Annotated in this window: 24 protein-coding genes and 1 riboswitch; of the genes, 15 read left to right on the forward strand and 9 right to left on the reverse strand. The window is 58.6% G+C overall.

The window, feature by feature from the left end; all coding sequences use genetic code 11:
* Positions 1-33 precede the first annotated feature (33 nt).
* From ccoG to B9Z33_RS10105, 3 genes are read left to right on the forward strand one after another with little or no spacing between them, the layout of a single operon-like run.
* Complete coding sequence (gene ccoG / locus B9Z33_RS10095) at positions 34-1,500, forward strand: cytochrome c oxidase accessory protein CcoG (RefSeq protein ID WP_108286841.1); 1,467 nt, start codon at positions 34-36, stop codon at positions 1,498-1,500.
* A gap of 45 nt (positions 1,501-1,545) precedes the next feature.
* Positions 1,546-1,794 (forward strand): nitrogen fixation protein FixH, encoded by a 249-nt coding sequence (locus tag B9Z33_RS10100; protein WP_369916728.1) that lies wholly within the window; start codon positions 1,546-1,548, stop codon positions 1,792-1,794.
* 29 nt (positions 1,795-1,823) lie between these two features.
* Complete coding sequence (locus tag B9Z33_RS10105; protein ID WP_108286843.1) at positions 1,824-2,117, forward strand: hypothetical protein; 294 nt, start codon at positions 1,824-1,826, stop codon at positions 2,115-2,117.
* Between the two features lie 47 nt (positions 2,118-2,164).
* Here B9Z33_RS10105 and fnr read toward each other — a convergent pair whose 3' ends face one another.
* Positions 2,165-2,890, reverse strand: coding sequence for a fumarate/nitrate reduction transcriptional regulator Fnr (fnr, locus tag B9Z33_RS10110; RefSeq protein WP_108286844.1), 726 nt, complete (start codon positions 2,888-2,890; stop codon positions 2,165-2,167).
* Between the two features lie 208 nt (positions 2,891-3,098).
* On the opposite strand from fnr, the gene hemN reads away from it, so the two are divergent.
* The 3 genes from hemN to B9Z33_RS10125 all read left to right on the forward strand — a co-directional run bounded on the left by hemN (position 3,099) and on the right by B9Z33_RS10125 (position 6,043).
* Positions 3,099-4,481: an oxygen-independent coproporphyrinogen III oxidase gene (gene hemN, locus B9Z33_RS10115; protein ID WP_108286845.1), complete on the forward strand. Its 1,383-nt coding sequence runs from the start codon at positions 3,099-3,101 to the stop codon at positions 4,479-4,481.
* 69 nt (positions 4,482-4,550) lie between these two features.
* Entirely contained in the window at positions 4,551-5,228 is a 678-nt protein-coding gene (locus tag B9Z33_RS10120) for a sulfite exporter TauE/SafE family protein (protein ID WP_108286846.1), read from the forward strand.
* A gap of 92 nt (positions 5,229-5,320) precedes the next feature.
* Positions 5,321-6,043: an SIMPL domain-containing protein gene (locus B9Z33_RS10125; RefSeq protein ID WP_108286847.1), complete on the forward strand. Its 723-nt coding sequence runs from the start codon at positions 5,321-5,323 to the stop codon at positions 6,041-6,043.
* Positions 6,044-6,073: 30 nt separating this feature from the next.
* Here the strand turns inward: B9Z33_RS10125 and B9Z33_RS10130 are convergent, their stop codons facing one another.
* The 3 genes from B9Z33_RS10130 to B9Z33_RS10140 form a co-directional block, all read right to left on the reverse strand.
* Positions 6,074-6,889 (reverse strand): sulfite exporter TauE/SafE family protein, encoded by an 816-nt coding sequence (locus B9Z33_RS10130; RefSeq protein WP_108286848.1) that lies wholly within the window; start codon positions 6,887-6,889, stop codon positions 6,074-6,076.
* A gap of 247 nt (positions 6,890-7,136) precedes the next feature.
* Positions 7,137-7,463 carry a cell division protein ZapA gene (locus tag B9Z33_RS10135; RefSeq protein ID WP_108286849.1) on the reverse strand — a complete coding sequence of 109 codons (327 nt, stop codon included), beginning with the start codon at positions 7,461-7,463 and terminating at the stop codon, positions 7,137-7,139.
* Positions 7,460-7,687, reverse strand: coding sequence for a cell division protein ZapB (locus B9Z33_RS10140; RefSeq protein WP_108286850.1), 228 nt, complete (start codon positions 7,685-7,687; stop codon positions 7,460-7,462). The genes B9Z33_RS10135 and B9Z33_RS10140 overlap by 4 nt, the downstream gene beginning before the upstream one ends.
* A 71-nt stretch (positions 7,688-7,758) precedes the next feature.
* Positions 7,759-8,006: riboswitch (cobalamin riboswitch) on the forward strand.
* Between the two features lie 67 nt (positions 8,007-8,073).
* Between B9Z33_RS10140 and B9Z33_RS10145 the strand changes: the two genes are divergently transcribed.
* The 8 genes from B9Z33_RS10145 (at position 8,074) to wrbA (ending at position 16,010) form a co-directional block, all read left to right on the forward strand.
* The gene (locus tag B9Z33_RS10145) at positions 8,074-10,056 is read left to right on the forward strand and encodes a TonB-dependent receptor (RefSeq protein ID WP_108286851.1); all 1,983 of its coding nucleotides are present in this window, start codon (positions 8,074-8,076) and stop codon (positions 10,054-10,056) included.
* 3 nt (positions 10,057-10,059) lie between these two features.
* Positions 10,060-10,866, forward strand: coding sequence for an ABC transporter substrate-binding protein (locus B9Z33_RS10150; RefSeq protein ID WP_108286852.1), 807 nt, complete (start codon positions 10,060-10,062; stop codon positions 10,864-10,866).
* A 19-nt stretch (positions 10,867-10,885) separates the two neighbouring features.
* Positions 10,886-11,734, forward strand: coding sequence for an ABC transporter substrate-binding protein (locus B9Z33_RS10155; RefSeq protein ID WP_233252788.1), 849 nt, complete (start codon positions 10,886-10,888; stop codon positions 11,732-11,734).
* On the forward strand, positions 11,731-12,747 hold the full coding sequence (locus tag B9Z33_RS10160; protein ID WP_233252789.1) for an iron ABC transporter permease: 1,017 nt from the start codon (positions 11,731-11,733) through the stop codon (positions 12,745-12,747). The genes B9Z33_RS10155 and B9Z33_RS10160 overlap by 4 nt, the downstream gene beginning before the upstream one ends.
* A complete protein-coding gene (locus B9Z33_RS10165; protein WP_108286854.1) occupies positions 12,744-13,508 on the forward strand; it encodes an ABC transporter ATP-binding protein in 765 nt (254 codons plus the stop codon). Before B9Z33_RS10160 ends, B9Z33_RS10165 begins: the two co-directional genes overlap by 4 nt.
* A gap of 4 nt (positions 13,509-13,512) precedes the next feature.
* Complete coding sequence (locus B9Z33_RS10170) at positions 13,513-15,012, forward strand: cobyric acid synthase (RefSeq protein ID WP_108286855.1); 1,500 nt, start codon at positions 13,513-13,515, stop codon at positions 15,010-15,012.
* A gap of 9 nt (positions 15,013-15,021) precedes the next feature.
* Positions 15,022-15,264, forward strand: a complete 243-nt coding sequence (locus tag B9Z33_RS10175) for a glutaredoxin (RefSeq protein ID WP_108286856.1) — start codon at positions 15,022-15,024, stop codon at positions 15,262-15,264.
* Between the two features lie 143 nt (positions 15,265-15,407).
* A complete protein-coding gene (gene wrbA, locus B9Z33_RS10180) occupies positions 15,408-16,010 on the forward strand; it encodes an NAD(P)H:quinone oxidoreductase (protein ID WP_108286857.1) in 603 nt (200 codons plus the stop codon).
* A gap of 101 nt (positions 16,011-16,111) precedes the next feature.
* Here wrbA and B9Z33_RS10185 read toward each other — a convergent pair whose 3' ends face one another.
* Positions 16,112-17,584 carry an RNB domain-containing ribonuclease gene (locus B9Z33_RS10185; RefSeq protein WP_108286858.1) on the reverse strand — a complete coding sequence of 491 codons (1,473 nt, stop codon included), beginning with the start codon at positions 17,582-17,584 and terminating at the stop codon, positions 16,112-16,114.
* A 213-nt stretch (positions 17,585-17,797) separates the two neighbouring features.
* Between B9Z33_RS10185 and B9Z33_RS10190 the strand changes: the two genes are divergently transcribed.
* On the forward strand, positions 17,798-18,781 hold the full coding sequence (locus B9Z33_RS10190) for a TauD/TfdA family dioxygenase (RefSeq protein WP_108287100.1): 984 nt from the start codon (positions 17,798-17,800) through the stop codon (positions 18,779-18,781).
* A gap of 36 nt (positions 18,782-18,817) precedes the next feature.
* Here B9Z33_RS10190 and B9Z33_RS10195 read toward each other — a convergent pair whose 3' ends face one another.
* From B9Z33_RS10195 to B9Z33_RS10210, 4 genes are read right to left on the reverse strand one after another with little or no spacing between them, the layout of a single operon-like run.
* Complete coding sequence (locus tag B9Z33_RS10195; RefSeq protein WP_108286859.1) at positions 18,818-19,402, reverse strand: DUF2894 domain-containing protein; 585 nt, start codon at positions 19,400-19,402, stop codon at positions 18,818-18,820.
* Positions 19,399-20,073, reverse strand: coding sequence for an OmpA family protein (locus B9Z33_RS10200; RefSeq protein ID WP_108286860.1), 675 nt, complete (start codon positions 20,071-20,073; stop codon positions 19,399-19,401). Before B9Z33_RS10200 ends, B9Z33_RS10195 begins: the two co-directional genes overlap by 4 nt.
* Positions 20,073-22,442, reverse strand: coding sequence for a DUF802 domain-containing protein (locus tag B9Z33_RS10205; protein WP_233252790.1), 2,370 nt, complete (start codon positions 22,440-22,442; stop codon positions 20,073-20,075). The genes B9Z33_RS10200 and B9Z33_RS10205 overlap by 1 nt, the downstream gene beginning before the upstream one ends.
* Positions 22,439-23,230: a DUF3348 family protein gene (locus B9Z33_RS10210; protein ID WP_108286861.1), complete on the reverse strand. Its 792-nt coding sequence runs from the start codon at positions 23,228-23,230 to the stop codon at positions 22,439-22,441. Before B9Z33_RS10210 ends, B9Z33_RS10205 begins: the two co-directional genes overlap by 4 nt.
* Positions 23,231-23,291 lie beyond the last annotated feature (61 nt).

Here is a 23,291-nt window from a genome sequence, read left to right on the forward strand (position 1 = left end):
TGTGGGTGTCTTGTGCATTTGAAAGCAAGTGTTTTGGACTCCAAAGAAAAGCCTTCCCGCAAAATCGTGCCCATCGTCCCGGCAGAGGCCGTTGCGGGCTCCGGTGATGACGTGCAGATGGTGTCGCTGTATGCCGCCACGCAGAAGATATACCCGCGCAGCGTGCACGGCATCTTTGCCAAATGGCGCTGGTTCATGGTGGTCCTGACACAACTGGTTTTTTATGGCTTGCCCTGGCTTGAATGGGGTCAGCGTCAGGCGGTGCTGTTTGATCTGGGCGCACGCCGTTTTTATATTTTTGGCCTGGTGCTGTACCCACAGGACTTCATTTACCTGACCGCGATCCTGGTGATCTCGGCTTTTTCGTTGTTCTTGTTCACCGCCGTGGCCGGGCGTTTGTGGTGCGGCTATGCCTGTCCGCAGACGGTTTACAGCGAGATTTTCATGTGGGTGGAGCGCAAAGTCGAAGGCGACCGCAGTGCCCGCATGCGGCTGGACGGCGAAAAAATGTCGCTCGAAAAGCTGTTCAAGAAAGTCTACAAACACATCTTCTGGCTGGCCATCGCCATGTGGACTGGCTTCACCTTTGTCGGCTACTTCACGCCGGTCAAAGAATTGGGCATGGAATTTTTCCTTGGCAACATGGGGTCCTGGGAAGTGTTTTGGGTCTTCTTTTATGCGTTGGCCACTTATGGCAATGCCGGCTTCATGCGCGAGCAGGTCTGCAAATACATGTGCCCCTATGCGCGCTTCCAGAGCGCGATGTTCGACAAGGACACCCTGATCGTCACGTACGACGCTGAACGTGGCGAGCCCCGGGGTGCCCGATCCAAAAAAACCGATCTCACCAACCTGGGTTTGGGGGCCTGTGTGGATTGCACCTTGTGCGTGCAAGTGTGCCCAACGGGTATCGACATCCGTCAGGGCTTGCAATACGAGTGCATCGGTTGTGGTGCCTGCGCCGACGTCTGCGACACCGTCATGGACAAAGTCGGTTATCCACGCGGGCTGATCAAATACTCGACCGAACACGCCATGGCAAATGGCTGGACCAAAGAGCAGACGCTGCGCCATATCTTCCGGCCACGCGTCATTTTGTATGTGGGGATTTTGTTGCTGGTCATCGCCGCCTTGTTCACCAGTCTGGGCTTGCGCAAGCCGTTCAAGGTCGATGTGGTGCGAGACCGTGCCTCGCTCGCCCGCATCGTGGCCGGCGGCAACATTGAAAACGTGTACCGCCTGCAAATCATGAACGCAGCCGAAACGCCACTTGATTTCCGGTTGGCCGTCAAAGGGCTGCCCCATTTGACTTTGGCTACGGACAGCCATGTCCGAGTCGCACCGACAGAATCGCTTTGGGTTTCGGTTCGTTTGCAGTTGCCCTACGATGCCGCACCGGCAGGGTCACACCCCATTGAGTTCACCATCCAGTCGGTCCAAGAGGACGGTCAAGTGCGCTCGGAATTGCAGGAAAAGTCTGTATTCCTGGTGCCTCGCTGATATTTTTACAAAGGCTCAAGCATGTCAAACCCCAAAAATTCCCCATTGGATAAGCGCCCCTGGTGGTCCTATGGCCATGTTTGGCTGGTGATCTCCGGTCCATTGATTGTGGTGCTGGCATCCTTCACCACGTTTTATCTCGCAGCCCATGGGCAAGATCCTGTTCTGACCTCACCCAGCGCTGAAACTCAGGGTAGCGCAACAACGGATGACCGGACCAGCTTGGCACCCGCAATGCAGGCCCGCAACCATGCCGCCACAGGCGAGTTGCCTGTCAAGGATTCCAAAAAATAAGCCCTCTGGGGCCAACAAGGAGACAAAACATGAAGGCGCAAAGAATGATGTGGATTGCCTGGCCCGCCTTTTTGGTGGCAAGCTTGCTGGAGGTGGTGGTATTTGGTCTGGTCGATCCACAAGACCTGCATTGGTTTGGGCATCCCTTGGCACTGTCGCGACAAGGGGTTTACACCTTGGCCTTTTTTGTCTTTTGGGCGCTGACCATGCTGTCCAGTGGCTTGACGACCTTGCTGTCCATGTCACCCTTTGAGGTCAACCGTTGCCCGGTGCCCAGTCATCAACGTCCCAGTGATTGCGCCCGTACCGATGGCTGCTGCTGACATGCAATCGAGTTGAGCGGCGCGACGCCGCTCAACACTGGGCCACCTCAATGGCAATGGTTATTTTGGTTGTTGACCAAACGCTGCAAGCCATCGGTGTCCAAGATGCGAACATGCCGCTGCTTGACTTCGACAGTGCCGTCTTCGACGAATTTTGAAAAAGTCCGGCTCACGGTTTCGAGCTTGAGTCCCAAGTAGCTGCCAATTTCTTCTCGGGTCATGCGCAAAACCAATTCGGATTGCGAGAAACCCCGGGCGTGCAAGCGCTGCACCAGGTTCAACAAAAATGCGGCCAACCGTTCCTCGGCCCGCATGCTGCCCAACAGCAACATCACACCGTGTTCTCGCACAATTTCGCGGCTCATGATCTTGTGCACATGGTGCTGCAGCGCGGTCACTTCGCGCGAAATTTCTTCAATCCGGTCAAAAGGCATCACGCAAACTTCGGCGTCTTCCAATGCCACCGCATCGCAGGTGTGCTGGTCGTTCACGATGCCATCCAGCCCAATGATTTCACCCGCCATCTGGAAACCCGTGACTTGGTCGCGGCCGTCTTCCGTGGCCAGGCAAGTTTTGAAAAAACCTGTCCGGATGGCGTAGAGGGATGTGAACTTTTCACCATTGGTGAACAAAGTGTCGCCGCGTTTGATCTTGCGCCGCACGGCCACCAGATCGTCCAGGCGGTTCATATCCTGGTCTGTCAGGCCCATGGGCATGCACAACTCACGCAGATTGCAGTTGGAACAGGCGACTTTGATGGCTTGGGGATTCATGGTTTATCTCATGGTTGAGCAATGGATTTGCCTTGGATCAAGCCTTGAGCTTAAACCTAAAAAACGACATAAATTCAGGGTATACCCTGTCTGTGTGAAAAATCACCAAAAACAAGTATTCAGTTTGACCTGAGTCAATACCGATGTGGCTGTAAGCAGGCAAAGTGCTTCACTTGTTATGAACACGATTTAATTAAGGGGCAGCCACATGTCCGTCATCACGCCTGAATTGCTGACACGTTTCGATGTGCCGGGCCCACGCTATACCTCTTACCCGACGGCGGATCGTTTTGTCGAGGCCTTCGGCGAGACCGACTATGTTCAGGCCTTGACACAGCGCAAATCTGGCTTGGTAGGCAAGCAACTGCCTTTGTCCTTGTATGTTCACATTCCGTTTTGTGAATCGCTTTGCTACTACTGCGCCTGCAACAAAATCATCACCAAGCACAAAGAGCGCGCCGCTGACTATTTGCGCTACCTGACCAAAGAGGTTGAACTGCACACCCGGCATTTGGGGCAGGGGCAATCGGTCAGCCAATTGCACCTCGGTGGCGGTACGCCGACCTTCATGAGCGACGATGAATTGCGTCAGCTCATGGCCATGTTGCGGAAAAATTTTGAATTCGTGCCCGGGGGAGAATACTCGGTCGAAGTGGACCCACGCACTGTTGACGAAAGCCGCTTGGCCGTTTTGGCCGAACTGGGTTTCAACCGCCTGAGCTTTGGAGTGCAAGACTTTGACCCCGCAGTGCAAAAAGCGATTCACCGAATTCAGCCAGCCGAGCAAGTTTTCAAGCTGGTGGAGGCTTCACGCCGTTTGGGTTTCGAGTCGGTCAATGTGGATTTGATTTATGGCTTGCCACTGCAAACCCCCGAGTCGTTTGATCGGACTTTGGCGCAAATCAACCGCTTGCGCCCGGACCGCATTGCTTTGTATGCGTATGCCCATTTGCCAGAGCGTTTCAAGCCCCAGCGGCGCATTCATGCCCAGGAACTCCCCTCTGGGGGAGACAAAGTGGCCATGCTTTCGCGATCGCTGGATGCGTTTGTGGATGCCGGTTATGTTTATGTCGGCATGGACCACTTTGCTTTGCCGGATGACGCTTTGGCTGTGGCCAAGCGGCAAGGGCGTTTGCACCGCAATTTCCAGGGCTACAGCACACAGGCCGATTGTGATTTGATCGCATTGGGGGTGTCTTCCATTGGTCGGATCGGCACCACTTACAGCCAAAACGCCAAAACCATGGACGAGTATTGCGACCTGCTCGATCAAGGTCATTTGCCCGTCGTTCGAGGCTTGGCGTTGAGCCGTGACGACCTGATCCGCCGCTCGGTCATCATGGCACTGATGTGCCAGGGGCATTTGCAATACGAGGCCATCAACCTTGCGTGGTTGGTTGACTTCAAAAGCCTGTTCACCAAAGAATTGGAGCAGCTGCAAGCACTGCAGGACCAGGGGCTTGTGCAGTTGAATGAAACAGGCATTCAGGTCACCGCCATGGGCTGGTTTTTTGTACGCGGTGTGGCCATGGTGTTTGACCGTTATTTGCAGGCCGACCGCAACCGGACAAGGTTTTCCAAGATCATCTGAGTCCCTCTTGCGCAAGCGCATGGCCTGCATCGCAGACAATGCGGTAGACAACATTCAGGCAAAAATTCAATGCAAAGTTCTTTGGCCATCACAGCCTTGATGATGGGGGTCTTGGGTGGCCCCCATTGCGTTGCCATGTGCGGAGCAGCTTGTGCAGGCTTGGGTCAGGCCGCAGGTGCGCAACGCGGGCAAGCGCTGCTGGCCTTCCAGGTCGGGCGGGTGCTGGGGTATTCCTTGCTGGGTGCCGTGGCGGCTGCCAGTGTTCAGGGCTTGGGCTGGCTCACGGTCCAGTCAGCCGCCATTCGACCCGTGTGGACGCTGTTGCATGTGGCGGCGGTTGTCTTGGGCCTGTTGCTCATGGTGCAGGCGCGTCAGCCGCTGTGGCTCGATGGTGCGGCACGGCAACTTTGGGCACGCGTGCGCGCTTTCAATGCCCGTTGGGGCCGCGCCGCCCCATGGATGGTGGGGGGGCTTTGGGCTTTGATGCCTTGCGGCCTGCTTTATTCCGCCTTGATGGTCGCGGCCTTGACCAGCCAGCCCCTGGAGGGCGCTGCCACCATGGCCTTGTTTGCGTTGGGCAGCAGCATCAGCTTGTGGGCAGGCCCCTGGTTGTTTTTACGCCTGCAAAGTTTGGGGGATGGCGCTTGGGGCATGCGTGTCGCGGGCTTCGCTTTGGCCGCTGTCTCAAGCTGGGCTTTGTGGATGGGGTTGGTTCACGATCAGGCGCCTTGGTGCGTTACACCCTGACACCAAAGAACGCTCAAGCTTGTCTCGGCAGCCAAGCCCAGCGTACACAATTGAATCTCTTTTGACGGGGCACTCTCACCCCCTACAACACCATGAAATCTGTACGCCTTGTTCTGACTGCCCTTGGATTGGTTTCGGCCTTGACTCTGTCACACGCGCAAAGTGAGGTCTCGGGCACCTCGCACGCCAATGTGCCTCATCAAGTGCTCCACTTGAGCGCATCGGCTCAAACCGAAGTGCAACAAGACTGGCTCGTCATGACCTTGGCAGTGCAAAAAGAGGGGCTTCAGGCACCGGGGGTTCAAAAGCAGTTGAATGCGGTTGTCGCGGCCGCCTTGGCCGTGGCCGCCCCATCGATCAAGTCAGGCGTGCTGGAACTGAGCACGGGCAGCATGAATGTGTCACCGCGTTATGGACGCGACGGCAAAATCACGGCTTGGCAGGGCGTGGCCCAGGTCGTCTTGCAGGGCAAAGATGCCGAACAGATCACTTCGCTTGCGAGCAAGCTTCAGGATTTAACGGTGTCGCAAATCGACTGGAAGTTGAGCGCCGAGCAGAGAAAAGAGGCTGAAACGCGAATTCAGGCTGAGGCGGTCGCGGGCTTCAAAAACAAAGCCCGAACTTTGACCCAGCAGTTTGGCTTTGCCGACTACACACTCAAGGAAGTGCGCGTCGGCGGTCAAGAAACAAATGAGGGCGTCATGCAGCGCATGGCCATGGTGCAAATGGATGCCCCGTCGACATCCCCCGTGCCCACATTGCCTGGCAAGTCCCGCGTTGTGGTGAACATGACGGGAAGCATCCAGCTGCGCTAACTGAATCGGGCCTGCTTGGCGCCTGATGGCTCAGGCGGCCAAGCCCTTGTAGAGCATGTAGGCTGCCAGCAAGTACAAGACACTGGCAAAAACGCGTTTGAGCTGCTTGACGGGTAACTTGTGCGCGGTGGCGGCACCCAACGGGGCCATCAGCACGCTGCAACTGGCGATGACCACCAAAGCCGGCAGCCAAAGGTAGCCGAAGCTGTAATCGGGTAGATTCTGAATGCTTTGGCCGCTGACGATGTAACCGGCCACGTTGGCCAACGCGATCGGGAATCCCAAGGCCGCACTGGTGGCCACGGCGTTGTGAATGGCCACATTGCACCAGGTCATGAAAGGCACGCTGATGAAGCCGCCGCCAGCGCCCACCAGGCCCGACAGCAAACCGATCAAACCGCCCGCACCCAGCAGGCCTTTGAACTCTGGCACTTGGCGGGTCGGCGCAGGCTTCTTGTCCAGAAACATCTGGGTGGCAGAAAAGCTGACGAACAACGCGAAGAAAAGGGCCAAATACGTGCCTTTGGCAAACGCAAAAATCCCCAAGCTGCCGATCAGGCTGCCCATCACGATGCCAGGTGCGAGGCCTTTGACGAGATCCCATCGCACGGCTTTTTTCTTGTGGTGCGCCCGCACGCTGGAGATCGACGTAAAAATGATGGTGGCCATCGACGTGGCAATGGCCATCTTCACTGCCAGATCCGGGCCCACACCACGCGACCCGAGCATGTAGGTCAGAAACGGCACCATGATCATGCCGCCACCAATGCCCAGAAGGCCCGCCAAAAAGCCTGTGCACAGGCCAAGAACAGCCAATTCGGCCAGCAAGAGTGGTTCGATGATCATGTTGGGTATGGGAGAGAAATAGAAGGTGTCTGCGAGTGCCACCGGACCGGCATCCTGAACCGGGGTTCAGGTGGGCGAGGGCAGACTGGCGTTGGGTTCATCTGACGCGAGATGATCACGCTCACCAGCCAATGTACCAAGCCCGGGCTCTATGAGCATTGGTTCAAGGAAATATAAAGCCCGGCATGCACCGCAGACAGCGCGATTGTAGGTCTTTCTCAAGACCCGCAATGGTGCAGTGTCAGGCTTAGATCAATTGACCGTCTTGTTCCAGGACCTGATCCAGCCGTTTGAGCAATTGCGTCAGGCGTTGCTGGGACTCCGGGGTGATGTCTGGCACAGCCGTGGCGGCAACGGGTTGGCTGCTTGGCGCTTCGGGCGACTCAAAAGCCAGATTCAAGGCAGCCAAAACTGCAATGCGATCTCGCGCCTTGATCTTGCCCGCATCGCGAATTTTGCACATGGCCACATCGACCTTGGCCACGGCGGCCAGCAAACGTTCTTCGCCACCCTCTGGGCAACCCAGAATGTAGCTTTGGCCCATGATCTGGACGTCCAATTGTTTGTTGCTCATGCGGAAGCCTCAGGAGATGCAGGTGCGGATGTGGGCAAGCGCTCAATCAAGGCATCTACACGGGCTCTGGCTGCGGCCAGTCGTGACTTGAGCTGATCGCGCTCGGCGCTGAGTGCTTGAACTTGCTGTGCCAGCAAAGCGTTGGTCCGTTGAAGCTCTTCGTGGCGCAGCAACAAATGATCCACACGCTCGGCAATTTGATCAATGGTGTCGGAATGGGCCATGGCAGACAATGAAAAAGAGGTTTCACATTGTAGAGGGTGGGGCCGTTTGTAGGCTGGCAGACAGGTTACAACATAAAATAGGCTTTGTTGGTGCTCGCGCAGCCGGTTCACGGCACGCAGTTCAACGGGAAGCAGGAGGGATGTGCCACCAAGGCCCACCTAACCTGCGCTGCCCCCGCAACGGTAAGCAGACGGGTTTTTGTTCACGCAAAAACTCAGCTTTCATCTCAAACCACTGGTCGCCCTGAAACAGGCAGCCGGGAAGGTGATGAAGGTCGCTCTGTCAGCCCGGATACCGGCCAACAAGGTGACCTGTCGAAAGACAGGTCGTAAAGCCCATGCACTGTCGGGGAAGGCGGTGAGGGCGTTTCACTTGTTAGTTTTTCATGAAAAAATCATCCCTACTGATGGCGGGCGTTGCTACGCTGGCTATCTCATCGCATGCACAGACTGTCGGTGCAAATACATCGCAATCAGATCAATCGACAGATCCCATCGTCATTTCAGCGTCTCGCGTACCGCAACCTCGGTCTGTTGGATCCGTTGTTGTTGACGTTATCTCCCGGCAGCAGATTGAACAATCGGGTGCATCCAATATTGTTGAATTCCTCGACTCCGTTTCAGGTTTGACCGTGAATCGTTTGTACGGCCGGCTGGGCATTGATGCATCTGTGGACGTCGGCTATATGGGGGAGGCAGGCTCTCAAAACGTACTTATTCTGGTTGACGGTCAACGCGTCAACAACCTGGATTCCTCGGGCGTACGCTTTGCACAGATTCCGATGAGCAGCATAGAGCGAATCGAAATCCGCAAGGCGGGTGGCGGGGCCCTTTATGGAGAGCGTGCGCAGGGTGGCGTAATCAACATCATTAGTCGTGCAGATGCCGCCAAAGAAGTTAGCCTCGCTCTGGGAAGCTTTGGCTATCGAAAGGTCGATGGATACCTTGGCTTCAGGTCGGATGAGTTCAGCGGTGGACTTTCATTGATGAGTGCGCACTCGGATGGTCATCGAGAGCACAGCGATGCCCGCCAGGAAAGCGCACAGCTTCGTCTTTCTCACACATCTGCTCTGGGGAAGGTGTCCGTAATGGCCCGCGGTTTTGAGGAGACCGCCAACCTGCCGGGATCTTTAACTTCCGATGAATATGCAGCAGATCCTAAAAAAGCAAGCTCATCTTATGCGCCGCATACGCACAGAACAGGTAACTCCCTGGGCATCAAATACGATCGAACTGTCGGAGCTGACGATTTGTTGACTGTTGACGTTTTGCAGCAAACATCCAAAGACGAAAGCTACGGCACGTATTACTCTACTTGGAACGGCATGCAATTTGCCAGTTACTCTGCTAGCACCATTACCAACAAGCGAATTTCCGTGAATCCCGAATATCGGATGAAACTCGGCAGTGGGCAACTTGTGCTTGGGGGAGAGTTTTCCACTGCAGATGCGAATACGGATTCCGGCAAACAGGTTCGGCGTGCAAGTGAGTCTGCATATGTCCAAGCTATGCAGCCCATGGGGTATGGCGTCACGCTGGATGGCGGCGCACGCACACAGCGAATGCACAGCGATTTTCAAAAATCAATAACTGAAACACAAACGGGTTCAAGTGACAGAAAAAGTGCATTTTCTGCTGGCTTAAAGGCGCAACTTTCCGATGCAACTTCCGTGAGGCTGGGAGCGCTGACCGGTTTCAGATTTGCAAATGCGGACGAGCTGTACTTGTTTGACAGAGGCACGTTCGCCATGCTGGAGATCAATCCCAATCTGCGTCCAATGACCACACAAGAGTATTTTTTACAGGCAGAGCAGAAATACGCAAATGGCAAGGTGGAAGCCCACTATCGACGCATCAATGCCCAGGATGAAATAGGTTACCAAGAAATTTGTGGATCGGTGGGTGCAACTTTGGCGTCATGCAACGCCAACCTGTACGACACAACCCGGTCGATATTCTCTCTTGCGTCGGAATGGTCGGTGACGTCCAGTCTTTCGGTTAAAGCTTCTGTTGACTTCATCAATGCCACAATTGCAACGGGAAGCAATGCAGGCAATCGCTTGCCGATGACCCCGAAAGAGGTGGTTCGCATCACTGCAGAAAAGCGATTCCAGGACTTTTCGGTGATGGCTTCTTCACATTACCGCAGCAACATGGTCCAAGCGAGCGATCAAAGCAACTCCAATCCTTTTGTTCCTTCGCGAAATCTGATTGATTTGGGTACAAAAATGCAAGTGAGCAAAACCATCACGGTGTCTGCATGGATTCGTAACCTAACGAACAAAAACTACTACGACTACGCAAGTAGTAATGGCTTTTATCCTGCTGATGTGCGCGGTTTCTACCTAAACCTCAAGGCTATTTTGTAATTCATGCTGAATGTTCCCGGCCCCCAACGCATCGTCTGTCTCACCGAAGAGACAACGGAGTGGCTCTATTTGTTGGGGCAGGAGCACCGCATCGTCGGGATCTCGGGTTACACGGTGCGGCCGCGCCGTGCCCGGGATGAAAAGCCCAAGGTCAGTGCTTTTTTGAGCGCCAAGATCGACAAGATCCTGGCGCTCAAGCCCGATTGCGTTTTTGGCTTTTCGGATTTGCAGGCCGACATCGCGGCCTTGTTGATCCGCGCAGGCGTGCAGGTGACGGTGTTCAACCAGCGCAGCGTGGACGAGATTTTTTCGATGCTCTACCAGGTTGCGGCCATGGTGGGGGAGGCGGAGCAGGGTTTGGCAAGGCTGGCGGTCATGCGCGCCGATCTGCACGCGATCCGCCAAAAAGCAGCGGGCTTCAAACGCCGCCCCAAGGTGTTTTTTGAAGAATGGGACGAGCCCCACATCAGTGGCATCCGCTGGGTGTCCGAGTTGCTGGGCATCGCGGGGGGCGACGACGTTTTCCCTGAGTTGGCGGTGCAGTCACTGGGCAAAGACCGCATCATCGCCGACGGGCAGACCATCATTGACCGTGCGCCCGACATCATCATTGGTTCGTGGTGCGGCAAGAAGTTTCGCTCCGAAAAAGTAGCCGCTCGCCAGGGTTGGCAAGACGTGCCCGCCGTGCGCAATGGGCAGTTGTTTGAAATCAAATCGGCCGACATTTTGCAGCCAGGTCCTGCGGCTTTGACCGACGGCGTGGCACAGATGCACCGCATCATCAGCCAGTGGGTGGACCGGTATGCGTGATCTGCGGTCTCTTTGCCTGATGGGCTTGATGCTCTGCTCGGCGTGGGTGCAAGCCGTGACGGTGCAGGACGACCGCCAGCAAAACGTCGAGATGACTAAGCCGCCGCAGCGGATTGTGAGCTTGTTGCCGTCGCTGACCGAAACCGTTTGTGCGTTGGGTCAATGCCACAAGCTGGTGGGCCTCGACCGTTATTCCAACTGGCCTGAATCTGTGCGCCAACTGCCGCGCATGGGCGGCGGCCTGGACCCGAGTATCGAAGCTGTGGTGGCCCAGCGCCCTGATCTGGTCTTGATGGCCACATCGGCGCGGGGAGCCGAGCGTTTTGAAGGCCTGGGGCTCAAGGTGCTGATGCTGGAGCCGCGCACGCATGCCGATGTGCAGCGGGTGTTGCACACGGTGGCCCAGGCGCTGGGCGTGCCCCAAGCCCAGAGCGATGCCGTTTGGCGGCAAATCGATGCAGGCGTGGTCGCCGCTGCGCAGTCTTTGCCGCCCCAAGTCAGAGGGCAAAAAATCTACGTGGAAGTCAGCCCTGCGCCTTACGGTGCCAGCGAGTCGTCTTTCATTGGCGAAACGCTCACGCGTTTGGGCATGCGCAACATCCTGCCCGCCAACCTCGGGCCGTTCCCCAAAATCAACCCCGAGTTCGTGGTGCGCGCTCAGCCCGATGTGATCATGGCTGGCGACAGCAGCCGCGCGAGCATGGTGCAAAGACCGGGTTGGGCGCAGCTCAAAGCGATCCAGTCGGGCAAGGTCTGCGCCTTTTCGTCCGAAGAGTCCGACATGCTGGTGCGCGCAGGCCCCCGCATGGCCGAAGGGGCGCGCCTCATGGTGAAGTGTTTGCAACGCACGGCCGGGGGCAAATCTTGAACCCTTCGCCCAAGCCCTGGCTGTTGAGCCTGGCCCTCTCGGTGTTGGGTGCGTTGGGCATCGCCTTGGGCAGTGCCATGGGCAGCACAGGCTGGGAGTCTTGGTGGCAGGCCGTGCAACAGGGTGGTGTAGACCCGGTCAGCTGGCAAATCGTGTGGGACATCCGTTTACCCCGTTCGCTGGGCGCTTGGGCGGGCGGCGCTTTGTTGGGGCTGGCGGGGGCCTTGGCGCAAGGTTTGTTTCGCAACCCGCTGGCCGATCCTTATTTGCTCGGCAGTGCCTCGGGCGCGTCGCTGGGCGTGGCCATTTACCTGAGCCTGTTCGGCGGCAGTGTCATGGCCATGGGCTGGTTCGTGAAAGTGGGCATGACGGGCGCTGCGTTTGTGGGCGCGGTGCTGGCCGTGATGCTGACTTTGGTGTTGGCGCGTGGCGTGCAACATACCCTGCGCTTGTTGTTGGCCGGTGTGGTGGTGGGTGTGGTGTTGGGGGCCATCACTTCGTTTTTGAATTTGTGGCGGCCCGAGGTCTGGCAGGGCATGCAAGGCTTCATGCTGGGCTCCACAGGCTTCATCGGCTGGACCGCGTGCCTGTTGATGTGCGGCGTGTTGCTGCTGTGCAGTGCATTGGCGGTGGTGATGGCGCGTGTGCTGGATGCGCTCACGCTGGGCGAAAACACCGCGCTCAGCCTGGGTTTGCCGCTGGCACAAGCGCGCGTGTGGCTGATCGCCGTGATCGCTTTGGCCACGGGCACTGCAGTGGCACAAATGGGACTGATCGCCTTTGTGGGCCTGGCTGCGCCGCATGTGGTGCGGGCGATGGTGCGTGCCACGCACCGCTGGACGGTGGTGCTCGCCGCGCTGACGGGCGGCTTGCTGTTGTTGTTGGCAGACCTGTTGGCACGCGGCCTGATCGCTCCACAAGAAATGCCGGTGGGCGTGCTCACAGCAGTGTTGGGTGGCGGTTATTTGTTCTGGCGCATGTCGCGCATGTCTTCTGTTGGGGGACGCTCATGAGCACCGCATTGCAAGCGCGGGATTTGCGCGTTGCCCTTGGGGGGCAAGAGGTCCTGCATGGGGTGAACCTGTCCATTCCTGCTGGCCGCTGGACCAGCATTGTGGGCCCCAACGGGGCTGGCAAATCCACCTTGCTCAAGGCCTTGTCGGGTTTGTTGCCCATGCAAGGCCAGGTGCATTGGTTTGACAAACCCTTGGTCAGCATCAACCGACGTGAACGGGGGCAGCAGTTGTCTTGGCTGGGGCAGGGCGAGGGCGCGAGCGATGACCTGCGGGTGTCCGATGTGGTCATGCTGGGCCGCTTGCCTTTTCAGGACTGGTTGTCGCCGCCGAGTGCCATGGACCACCAAATGGTCGAGTCGGCCCTGAAAGCCACGCAAGCCTGGGATTGGCGCGAGCGCACTTTGGGCCAGTTGTCGGGCGGTGAGCGTCAGCGCGTGTTGCTGGCCCGTGCCCTGGCGGTCAATGCGCCCATCATGCTGATGGACGAGCCGCTGGCCAATCTGGACCCACCGCACCAAGTGGACTGGCTGGAGCAGGTGCACTGCCTGCTGGCCCAAGGCACCACCGTGGTCAGTGTGTTGCACGAAATCGGCATGGCTTTGCACGCCGACGATGTGCTCGTCATGCAAGCCGGGCGCGTGGTGCACCACGGTGCTTGCGTTGATGAAGCTACCCAGCGCGCCATTGAAGCCGTGTTCGACCAGCGCATCCGCATTGTGTCCGTGGAGGGGCAAAGCGTGGCGTTGCCTCGTTTGTGATGCCATGACCACCACCCCAAAAGCAAGTTGCATCATGGTGCTGGGCACATCCAGCGGCGCAGGCAAAAGCTGGCTGTCCACCGCACTGTGCCGCCATTACGCCCGCCAGGGCCTGAAGGTGGCCCCCTTCAAAGCGCAAAACATGAGCAACAACGCGCGGGTGGTGGCCAGTGCCAGCGGACTGGGCGAGATCGGCAGTGCGCAATATTTTCAGGCGCTGGCCGCCCGTGCCGAGCCCGATGTGCGCATGAACCCTTTGCTGCTTAAGCCGGAGGCCGACACCCGCAGCCAGGTCGTGCTGCTGGGCCAGGTGCACCCCGAGCTGACCGAAACGCCTTGGCGCGGGCGCAGTGAAAAAGTCTGGCCATACATTGCGGCGGCGCTTGATGCGCTGATCGCCGAGAACGACGTGGTCGTGATCGAAGGTGCGGGCTCGCCTGCCGAGATCAACCTGATGGCCAGCGACATCGTCAACCTGCGCGTGGCCCGCCATGCCCATGCCCAATGCCTGCTGGTCACCGACATCGACAAAGGCGGGGCCTTCGCGCACCTGTATGGCACCTGGGCGCTGCTGCCAACCGAAGACCAACAACGCATCAAAGGCTTTGTACTCAACAAATTCCGGGGCGACGCCAGTTTGCTGGCCCCCGCACCCGAGATGCTGCAGGCGCTGACGGGCGTGCCCACTGTGGCCACCTTGCCCATGTGGTGGCAGCACGGCCTGCCCGAAGAAGACGGCGTGTTTGACGACCGCAGCCGCGCCAGTGGGGCGGTGACCTGCACCGTGGCGGTGATCGCTTATCCCCGCATCAGCAACCTCGATGAATTTCAGCCGTTGAAAAATGTGCCCGGTGTCTGCCTGCTCTGGGCGCGAACGCCTGCCGACTTGGCTGGCTTGAAAGCGGGTGATTGGGTCATCCTGCCCGGCAGCAAACACACCAGCAGCGACCTGGCTTGGCTGCGGCAGCAGGGACTCGATTTGGCCATCACCGAACACGCTCAACGGGGCGGCGCGGTGCTGGGCATTTGCGGCGGCCTGCAAATGCTGGGTGAAGCGTTGATCGACACCCACGGCATCGATGGCAACGCCCCCGGGCTGGGCCTGTTGCCACTGGTGACCCAGTTTGCGCAGGACAAAACCGTGACCCGAACCGAAGCCCGATTTGGCTCCGTGCAAGGCGCATGGGCCGCCTTGAGCGGGGTGGCTGTAACCGGCTATGAAATCCACCACGGTCAGACCCAAGGGCACAGCGCCATGCTCGAGGGTGGGGCTGTTTTGCACGAAGTCATGCCCGGTCTGGCCTGGCAAAGCGGTGTCGGGCCGTTCAAGGGCCAGGTGTTGGGCACCTATTTGCACGGCCTGCTCGAATGCCCTGCGGTGCTGCATGCCCTCTTTGGTGCGCAGGCGCCCACGCTGGAGACGGTGTTTGATGGCCTGGCCGATTTCATCGCGCAGCATTTTGGCCCTGATGTGCTCGACAGCCTGCTGCTGCCGTCTGGTTAAACTTGAGCCATGCAACTCAAAATCGTCGTCTACTCCAAGTCCGCATGCCCCCAATGCGAGTCCGCCAAGATGCTGCTCAAAACCCGTTCGCTTGATTTCGAAGAAATCAAGATCGACGGCGAAGCCGAGCGCATGGCGTTTTACGAAAAATGCGGCCCTTCGGTGCGCCAGATGCCCCAGATTTTCATCAACGACCAACGCGTCGGTGGTCTGGCAGGCTTGCAAGCCGCATTGGCGCAATTGGGTCAATAAAGCCTGACGGTTATCGTCCGCTTGCGGCCATGCGCTGCAAGCTGGGTTCATGCTTTGTGTCTGCGTGTGTTGGCAGACAGATGACCGGGAACAACTGATGAATGATGGCGGCAAGGCAGTCGTTATCCACTTCGGGAGTTTTCATGTCCAAAGTACTGGCTCTTTACTATTCCACTTACGGCCACATCGAATCCATGGCGCAGGCGGTGGCCCAAGGGGCCCGGTCTGTGGGTGCGCAAGTGGATCTCAAAAGAGTGCCGGAAACCGTGCCGATGGAGATCGCCAAAAGCGGTCATTTCAAGTTGGACCAAACCGCTCCGGTGGCTACGGTGGCAGACTTGGAAAACTACGACGCCATCGTCGTAGGTGCACCGACGCGATTTGGCCGGATGCCTTCACAAATGGCCAGCTTTCTGGACCAAGCCGGAGGCCTTTGGGCTCGGGGGGCCTTGCACGGCAAGGTCGGCGGAGCCTTCACATCCACAGCGACCCAGCATGGCGGGCAGGAAGTGACGCTGTTTTCCATCATCACCAATTTGCTGCACTTTGGCATGGTCATTGTGGGCTTGCCTTACAGCCACCAAGGCCAGATGAGCCTTGACGAAATTGTCGGCGGCAGCCCTTACGGGGCCACGACCATTGCTGGCGGTCAGGGGCAACGCCAACCCAGCGCGATTGAGCTTGAGGGCGCACGTCACCAAGGCATGCTGATTGCGCAGACGGCCAACAAGCTTTTTGGCGTTTGACGTTGTTTTAGCGATCAACCGGTTTTGTCGGCATCGTCCGTCTGGGCTGGACGTGTTGGCAAGCTGCCACGCCGATCACGCGTGGGCCAAGGCAGCCTGCATCAATGCACCAGCACAAAATCAATGAACCCTCGCTCGACCGAGGTTGAAACCAGTTTGACGGTGAGTGCCTGTCCAACCCGCAGCTCAGGCAGTGCACCAGTCAGCCGACCTTCTGCAGGCGGTTCAATGATGCGAACCCAAACGCCATGGTCGCCAATGCCTGTGACCAAGCCACTGAAGCGTTGCCCGATGCGTGAATGCAGCAACAATGCTGCCTCGGACTTGCGAACTTGGCGCTCCACCTTTTGGGCCGCATCTTCCTGTGCCGTGCAATGCACTGCCAGATTGGCCAATTCGTTGTGGGAGTAGGCTTTCTTGCTGCTGCTCAGCACCGACTTGATCAGCCGTTGAGTGACCAGATCGGGAAAGCGTCGATTGGGTGCCGTGGAGTGCATGTAGTCGTGCACCGCCAAACCGAAATGACCAATGGGGTCATGGCCGGGGCGTTCCACCACGTATTCGCCCGACCCCATGAGTTTCACGATCACCAGAGACAGATCTGGAAAACGAAGCGGATCACGTTTGTGTTGATTCGCCAGGAAAGCTTCAAGAGCCTTGCCATCGGGTTCATTGGGCAAGGTGACACCGTATTCGTGCGCCACCTCGACGATGCGCGACCAGCGCTCGGGTGAGCGCACGACACGGCGCAGCGATGCACAGCCATGGGCCGCGAGAAAACGGGCGGTGCAGCCATTGGTAGCGATCATGAATTCTTCGATCAACTGCCTGGCCCGATTCTGTGGCTGCTGCTGAATGTCCGTGATTCGATCACCATCAAACTGGGCCTTGGGCTGAAAAGTTTCAAATTCCAGAGAACCTTCCGCACGCCGCAAGACCCTTAACTTTTGGGCCAATTCGTCTTGCAGTCTCAGCTGAACATGCATGCCCTTGACCCGGCGAGCAGGCTCTGGCAAGTCACCTTCGCCCTCTATCCAGGCCGAGACGGCGTCGTACGCGAGTTGCGCTTTGTTGCGCACCCGTGCCCGATAGATCGATGAGTCCAGCAAAACCCCATCCTCGCTGAATGCCATTTCAACAACCAAGGCCATGCGGTCTTCGTCCTGATTGAGAGAAGTCAAATCGGTGCAAAGTCGCTCAGGCAGCATCGGAAAGATCAGGGCCGAGGTGTAGACCGATGTGGTGTTCTGGCGTGCATGCTCATCGACGGGTGTGCCCTTTTTCACCAGCGCATCGACATCGGCAATCGCCACATAGACCTTGATCTTGCCTTGGTGCAGTGGCTCAATGGCGCTCAATTGATCCAAGTCGCGCGAGTCGTCGTTGTCGATCGAGCACCAAAGCAAGGCAGTCAGGTCCGTGATGCTGTCGTCAGACTCGATGGCGGGGCCTTTGAGTGAGGCGACTTGCCGCTGAACTGCGTGAGAAAACTCCGGCTCAAGCCCTCGGCTGAACATGGCCCAGGTGGCGATGGTCGAGAGGTTGGCCCTGTGGTTCGACAGGATGTGGCGCATGAGCGGCCTTTCGCAGTGTTATCTCATTTTGCGTCATTCAAGGTGATCAAATCTGTTCACCAAATCCCAGAAGGTTATTTGAGCTGAGTGACCTGGATTGCTTGTCGTGTCGCTTTGGTGCAGGGCAAATTTTCAAGCCCGGTAAACTGGATGTCACTTGGCGCTTTGCTGCCAATGCAGTCAGCGACTGACACAAATGTCAAAGGAAACACCATGAGCCTGATCCTTAAACAAGTTATTACCGGACCGGCCGCCTGGAAAGGTGCCGACATGGTGGGCGACACCTCGTGGGTGCACCCCCTGTCTGGGGAGGTGATTGCCACACTCGACGCCGCTTTGGCCCACGTCAAAGCCAAGGGTCTCACGTTCCCGAACTTTGGACGCGAAGACTTTCCAATTGGCGACTGGGCGCACGATCTGAAGGCGCACAGCGACGAGCTGGAAAACGGGCGGGGTTTTCTGGTGCTGCGTGGCTTGCCGATCGAGCGCTACAGCGAAGAAGACATCCACATCATCTATTACGGCATTGGCCTGCACATGGGCGTGCCTGTACGGCAAAACCCCAAGGGTGATTTGCTGGGGCTGGTGATGAACGTGGGCGATGTCACGAAGAAAACCACTCGCGTTTACGAGACCAACCTGTATTTGCCCTACCACTCGGACCCGTCGGACGTGGTGGGTCTCTTGTGTATTCGCAAGGCCAAGCAGGGCGGCTTGAGTTCTCTGGTGAGTGTGGCGGCGATCTACAACGAGATTTTGCAAAAGCACCCCGAGTACCTGGGCCTGTATTACCGTACGTGGTATTTTTCGCACCTGTGCGAAGACTTGCCCAGCCTGTCACCCATCTTCAGTCACCACCAAGGCAAACTCAGTTGCCGCTACCTGCGCCAGTACATCGAGCTGGGTCATGAGGTGCGTAATTTGCCGCTGTCCAAAGTCGAAATCGAGGCGCTCGATTTGTTTGACGAGATCATGCACCGTGAAGATTTCCGCCTGAGCATGATGCTGGAGCCTGGTGACCTGCAGTTTGCCAACAACTACGCTGTGCTGCACTCGCGCAATGAGTTCGAAGACCACGGCGTGCACGAACTCAACCGCAAGATGCTGCGCCTGTGGGTCAAGATGCCCAATGCGCGAACTTTGGCGCCCGAATTTCCGGGACGCAACGGTTTCCCGGCGCCCGCAGCCCTTCTCTGAACGCCCAAGCTCAAGCCCTCAGGCTTGTGGACAGGCTTATGAACGTGTTTTAGCGGCCGATGCGGCTTTTTTGGGCGTTACCTTGCCCTTGTCAGCTTCATCCAGACACAGCAGCGTATCCACATGCGCCATGAAACGGTTCAGGTAGTCCGGTGAGATGTCGCGCATCAGCCCCAGCGAGCGCAGCACCAGCATGTGCGAGTTGATGGGGCCTGCGTTTTGCGGCGCTTGGGCGATGGCTTGGGTGACCTGTTTTTGTACGCTGATCTTGCTCAGCTGCTTTCTGAACTGCTGAATGCGCGGGTTCTCGGTCTGCCAAACCTGTGCTTTGCCTGCTGCTTGCGGGGCACTTTTCGGCCCCATGTCTTGCAACAGCGTAGCCAGGGGGGAGGGCACGGGTGCGGGCGCTGCTTGGGGCTCTGCCGCTGTGTTCATGCGCGCATCGAATTTTTGCAGTGTTTCTTGCAGCTTGGCTTGCAGCAAAAGCCGCGCTTGGCCCGATTGGGCTTGCGTGCGCTCGGCCAGTGTTTCAATGTAATGCCAGCCCACCGCATCCACCCGCGCTGCGCCCGCCGCCCGCAAGGCGTCCAGGTCTGGCAGCGTTGGGAGTGCTTCGTTCATGGCTTGCTTGTATCGGGCTTTGCGCTGGCCGTGTTCGCCGAGTTGGCCGCATTTGAGGCTTTGGGCACAGGCGCCATTTCCACGCGGCGGTTCTGTGCGCGGGCTTTTTCATTGGTGTTGGCCACCAAAGGTTGTTCCTGCCCAAAGGCGGCGGCAAACAACATCCAGGAGGGCATGCCTTCTTCGATCAGGGTGCGCGTCACGGTCAAGGCCCTTTGCGCCGACAGCTCCCAGTTGTCTTCAAACTGGCGGTTGCGACTGGTGACCGCTTTGTCGTCGGTGAAGCCGCTGACCATCAACATCTCGTCACGCGACTGCAGGTAGCTGCGCAGGGGCAGCACCAGGCTTTTGAGCAGTTGGCGGCCTTCGGGTTGGAGCCCGTCAGAGTTCAACTCGAACAAAAGCTTGCCGCTGATGCCGATGCGGCCGTTGTTCAAGGTGATGCGTCCACTGGCCAGTGGGCCCGCCAAAGCCTGCTCCAGCGACAAACGTTTTTGCTCTTCCACTTGGCGCTTTTGCACCTCGTTTTCAAGTTGGGTGGCCATGTCCAGCTGCGCCGCCATCACGCCGACCAGCAGCAGCACAAACGCGCCCAGCAGACCCGTCATCAAATCAGCAAACGAAATCCACGTTGGGGTGGTGGATTCGCTTTCGGCTTCAAGTTCGAGCATCAAGCAGCTCCTTCGGCCTGGCGCTGTTGCAGGGCCTCCAGCACGTCTTTCTGGCTGCCAATGCTCAGGTCAATCATTTCACGGGCTTGCGCCACGTAATAGGCCAGCTGTTCATCGCTGCGCGTCATGGATTTCTCGATCGCCTGCTCGATGCGTTGCAAGTTGGCCATGAGCTTGTCATTGGTTTCGCTGAAGCTGCGCACCGCAAAGCCAAAGGTTTCGCCCAGGCTGGCCACGTCCACCGCGCTGGCCGTGACTTGCGCGGCGATGTCGCCGAGCTTGCCGGTCTCGGCTGCCACGTGTTCGTGGAACTGGCCGCTGGTTTGCTGGAGCGACGCCTGGCTGGCCGTGACCATGGCGTCGATCACGCCGCGCTGTTCGGTCGATGCGTGGTTGATCGCGTCCAGCAAAGTGCTGAGTGTGCCCAGGATGCGGGTGCGCTCTTCGAGCAAGGCGTTGTCTCGCGCCACGCTGACCGAGATTTCCTGACGCAGCTGGCCAATGACCTCGGCGGCGGCTTTGGGCGCTTCGGAGGCGGTTTCGATCAAGCGGGTGATCGGATCTTCGAGTGCAGTGCCCAGCGTGGTCAGGTGCGCGGTCACGGCGGTTTGCAGCTCGCCCAAACGGGCCACAGCGGTCTGACCGCGCGCGTCTTCTGCGTCGCGCAGGGCCGACAGCTCCTGGCGCAGCACGGCGGCGAGCTCTTGGGCGCGCTGCTGGTGCCCTGCAGTCCACTGCGCTTCGGAGGCGATGCGCTCGCGCATCAGCGTTTCGCTGCTGGCCATCAGGCGCGTGATTTCGGCCAAGGTCTGCGTGGCCTGGGTTTGCGTGTGGGTGGTGATCTCTTGCGCCGTGCGGGTCAGGGTGTCGCAAATGGCTTGTTGTTGCGCCAGTGTTTGTGCGCCCGCGCTTTGCCATTGTTGGCCCAAGCTGCCCGCAGTGGCCTCAAGAGAAGCCTTCCAGGCGTCCAGGCGCGCCTGATCGGCGGTGGCGCGTTCATCGTGCAAGCGCGTGATGTCGGCCAGCGTCTGGCTGGCATGGGTGTGTGCGTGGGCCTGGATGGCTTGGGCCGTTTCGCCCAAGGTGTCACAAATGGCTTGCTGTTGCGCCAGGGTCTGTGTGCCCGATGCTTGCCACTGGCTGTGCAACTCGGTGGCCATTTGCGCCAGCGAGGCTTGCCAGGCTTGCAGGCGCTGCTGGTCGGCGCTGTCCTGCTGTGCCATTTGCTGTGTCTGGGTGGCACTGACTTGGGCGACCAGGGCCTTGGCATTGCCCTCGAAATTCTGGCTGAACGCGTCCAGCGTCTGGCCAACGCGTTCGGTCATGCGGGTGCTGGCTTGCTCGTGGCGTGTGAGTGTCTCGACGCTGGTCTGCGCCACGGCGGCGGCGGTGGCGGTCATTTGGGTTTGCAGCTCGCCCAGTTGTTGCTGCGTGTTGAGCAGCAGGCGCTCGTTCATGCCCTGGGCTTGTTCGGCCAGTTGCGCCATGGTGGCTTGCACCACAGGTCGAATGCCGTCGCTGGCCATTTGCATGCTTTGACTCAGGCTGCTGCGCAGCGATTGGTCAACCGACTGGGCCAGCCCCGTGTAGGCGGTGTGTACTTGGGCGTGAAAGCTTTGCTGGTTGGCCAGCAAACGCTCGTTCATCTGCTGGCTGGTTTCGGCCATTTGCGCCATCAGGGTCTGCAGTTGTTGCACCACTTGTGGCAGCGCTTGCGACTGTTGCTGCAGCGCCCTGAAGGTTTCTTGCCGCTGGTGCACCAAAGAAAAGCCGCGCAGGCTGGTGGCCGTGTGGGTGTCCAGCACCTGGGTGGCTTGTGCGCGTTCGCGGCGGGCCAGGCTGCTCATCAGGCCCAGCATGGCCGAGGTGGCCACGCCCGCGACCGACGTGCCAAACGCCAAGCCCAGACCCTTGATGGGTTCAGAAAATGCCGTTCTGATGCCTGCAATGTTGGTGGAGCCTTCGAGGGCAAACACCGCGCCATTGAGCGTGACCACCATGCCCAAAAATGTGCCGAGCATGCCCAGCATGACCAACAAACCCACCAGATAAGGGGTCAGGGCCGGGCCGGGCAGGCCCACGCGTTCGCCTTCGACACGCTGGCGAATCGGGTTTTGCAAGCCCGCAGGCAGGGTGATCAGCCAATCGTTCAGGTTCTGCAAATCTTGCGGAATGTCGACCAAGGCCTGGTTCAGCGCGGCGGTGGCTGCGCGGTATTGGCGCAACTCCATAGCGCCAAAAACATAGACCCCGCCAATGACGGCGGCCATGCCCAAAACCAGCAGGTGCGACGTGGCCACAGCGGCCGCTACCCAGACGACGGCCAATGCGCCCAGCCCGAAGGCAATGTGAAAGGAATATCGTTTCATTGTTCTTGTGGTGTGTATTGGTGGAAGGCTTCAACAAGGCCGAGCACGGGTTGCAGCCGTGTGTCCAGCTCGGCCAGTAAAGCGGTGCGCATGGCTTGGCGAAGCGGCAAGAGCCAGGCCATGGGGCTCAATGCGCTGGCTGACGCCGCATCTGAACCCTCCGTTGGGGCTTCGGCTTGTTTTTTAATGTGTTGTTTGAGGGCTTGTGCAAAACGCTTTTCGTGCAGCTTGGCGACTTTGCCCAGCAACACAGCTTCGCGCTCGCTCAGGATGTTTTCAAAGGCGGCATCGAGCGAGGCCAGTTGTTGCAGGCTCGGTGCGCCCTTGCTCAGTTGCCCCCGCACTTGCGACCGCAAGGTCTGCAGGGACACTTCCATTTGCCGCTGGTGGGCGGCATAAAAACGACGGTAAGGCTCATAAGCCGTTTTCGGCTCAATCGGCTCATCCAGTTCTGCGGAGGGCATGTCGATGCGCGTCAGACCCGAACCGCTGGACGCACCCTGGGCGATGGATTGTTCAAGTTGGGCGCGCACTTTGTCCACATGCCGGGTCAGCGCCTCGGCCGTCATCAACCCCGCACGCCGCAAATACGCAGGCTGTGGCGCGGCGGGCTGCTGGTCGGGGTTGAGCACGCCATGCAAGGCAATGGCTTGGCGAAAGTTCAGCCAATCCCCCAGCTTCTGCCCCACATCGTCCGCGACAGGGGCGGCATCGATCATGGCGTTTTCGGTCAGAAAACGCGTCAGGCGGGAGCTGTTGAAGTGGGTACGCGGCAGGGCTCGCGTCATGGGCAGGTCGGATCGGGTTCGAAAAGCAGCGCAGCGCGCTCTTGAGGCGACGGCGGCACAG

The sequence above is a fragment of the Limnohabitans sp. T6-20 genome, from assembly GCF_003063505.1.
Classification (GTDB): Bacteria; Pseudomonadota; Gammaproteobacteria; order Burkholderiales; family Burkholderiaceae_C; genus Limnohabitans_A.

Bases quoted from the DNA above. Each gene is read 5' to 3' on its own strand.
- B9Z33_RS10170 (WP_108286855.1), top strand. From the start codon at position 13,513: ATGACCACCACCCCAAAAGCAAGTTGCATCATGGTGCTGGGCACATCC.
- B9Z33_RS10205 (WP_233252790.1), bottom strand. From the start codon at position 22,442: ATGAAACGATATTCCTTTCACATTGCCTTCGGGCTGGGCGCATTGGCC.
- B9Z33_RS10190 (WP_108287100.1), top strand. From the start codon at position 17,798: ATGAGCCTGATCCTTAAACAAGTTATTACCGGACCGGCCGCCTGGAAA.
- B9Z33_RS10105 (WP_108286843.1), top strand. From the start codon at position 1,824: ATGAAGGCGCAAAGAATGATGTGGATTGCCTGGCCCGCCTTTTTGGTG.
- B9Z33_RS10125 (WP_108286847.1), top strand. From the start codon at position 5,321: ATGAAATCTGTACGCCTTGTTCTGACTGCCCTTGGATTGGTTTCGGCC.
- B9Z33_RS10195 (WP_108286859.1), bottom strand. From the start codon at position 19,402: ATGAACGAAGCACTCCCAACGCTGCCAGACCTGGACGCCTTGCGGGCG.
- wrbA (WP_108286857.1), top strand. From the start codon at position 15,408: ATGTCCAAAGTACTGGCTCTTTACTATTCCACTTACGGCCACATCGAA.
- B9Z33_RS10175 (WP_108286856.1), top strand. From the start codon at position 15,022: ATGCAACTCAAAATCGTCGTCTACTCCAAGTCCGCATGCCCCCAATGC.
- hemN (WP_108286845.1), top strand. From the start codon at position 3,099: ATGTCCGTCATCACGCCTGAATTGCTGACACGTTTCGATGTGCCGGGC.
- B9Z33_RS10145 (WP_108286851.1), top strand. From the start codon at position 8,074: ATGAAAAAATCATCCCTACTGATGGCGGGCGTTGCTACGCTGGCTATC.
- B9Z33_RS10120 (WP_108286846.1), top strand. From the start codon at position 4,551: ATGCAAAGTTCTTTGGCCATCACAGCCTTGATGATGGGGGTCTTGGGT.
- fnr (WP_108286844.1), bottom strand. From the start codon at position 2,890: ATGAATCCCCAAGCCATCAAAGTCGCCTGTTCCAACTGCAATCTGCGT.
- B9Z33_RS10130 (WP_108286848.1), bottom strand. From the start codon at position 6,889: ATGATCATCGAACCACTCTTGCTGGCCGAATTGGCTGTTCTTGGCCTG.
- B9Z33_RS10150 (WP_108286852.1), top strand. From the start codon at position 10,060: ATGCTGAATGTTCCCGGCCCCCAACGCATCGTCTGTCTCACCGAAGAG.
- B9Z33_RS10185 (WP_108286858.1), bottom strand. From the start codon at position 17,584: ATGCGCCACATCCTGTCGAACCACAGGGCCAACCTCTCGACCATCGCC.
- B9Z33_RS10140 (WP_108286850.1), bottom strand. From the start codon at position 7,687: ATGGCCCATTCCGACACCATTGATCAAATTGCCGAGCGTGTGGATCAT.
- B9Z33_RS10200 (WP_108286860.1), bottom strand. From the start codon at position 20,073: ATGCTCGAACTTGAAGCCGAAAGCGAATCCACCACCCCAACGTGGATT.
- B9Z33_RS10155 (WP_233252788.1), top strand. From the start codon at position 10,886: ATGGGCTTGATGCTCTGCTCGGCGTGGGTGCAAGCCGTGACGGTGCAG.
- B9Z33_RS10135 (WP_108286849.1), bottom strand. From the start codon at position 7,463: ATGAGCAACAAACAATTGGACGTCCAGATCATGGGCCAAAGCTACATT.
- B9Z33_RS10165 (WP_108286854.1), top strand. From the start codon at position 12,744: ATGAGCACCGCATTGCAAGCGCGGGATTTGCGCGTTGCCCTTGGGGGG.
- B9Z33_RS10210 (WP_108286861.1), bottom strand. From the start codon at position 23,230: ATGACGCGAGCCCTGCCGCGTACCCACTTCAACAGCTCCCGCCTGACG.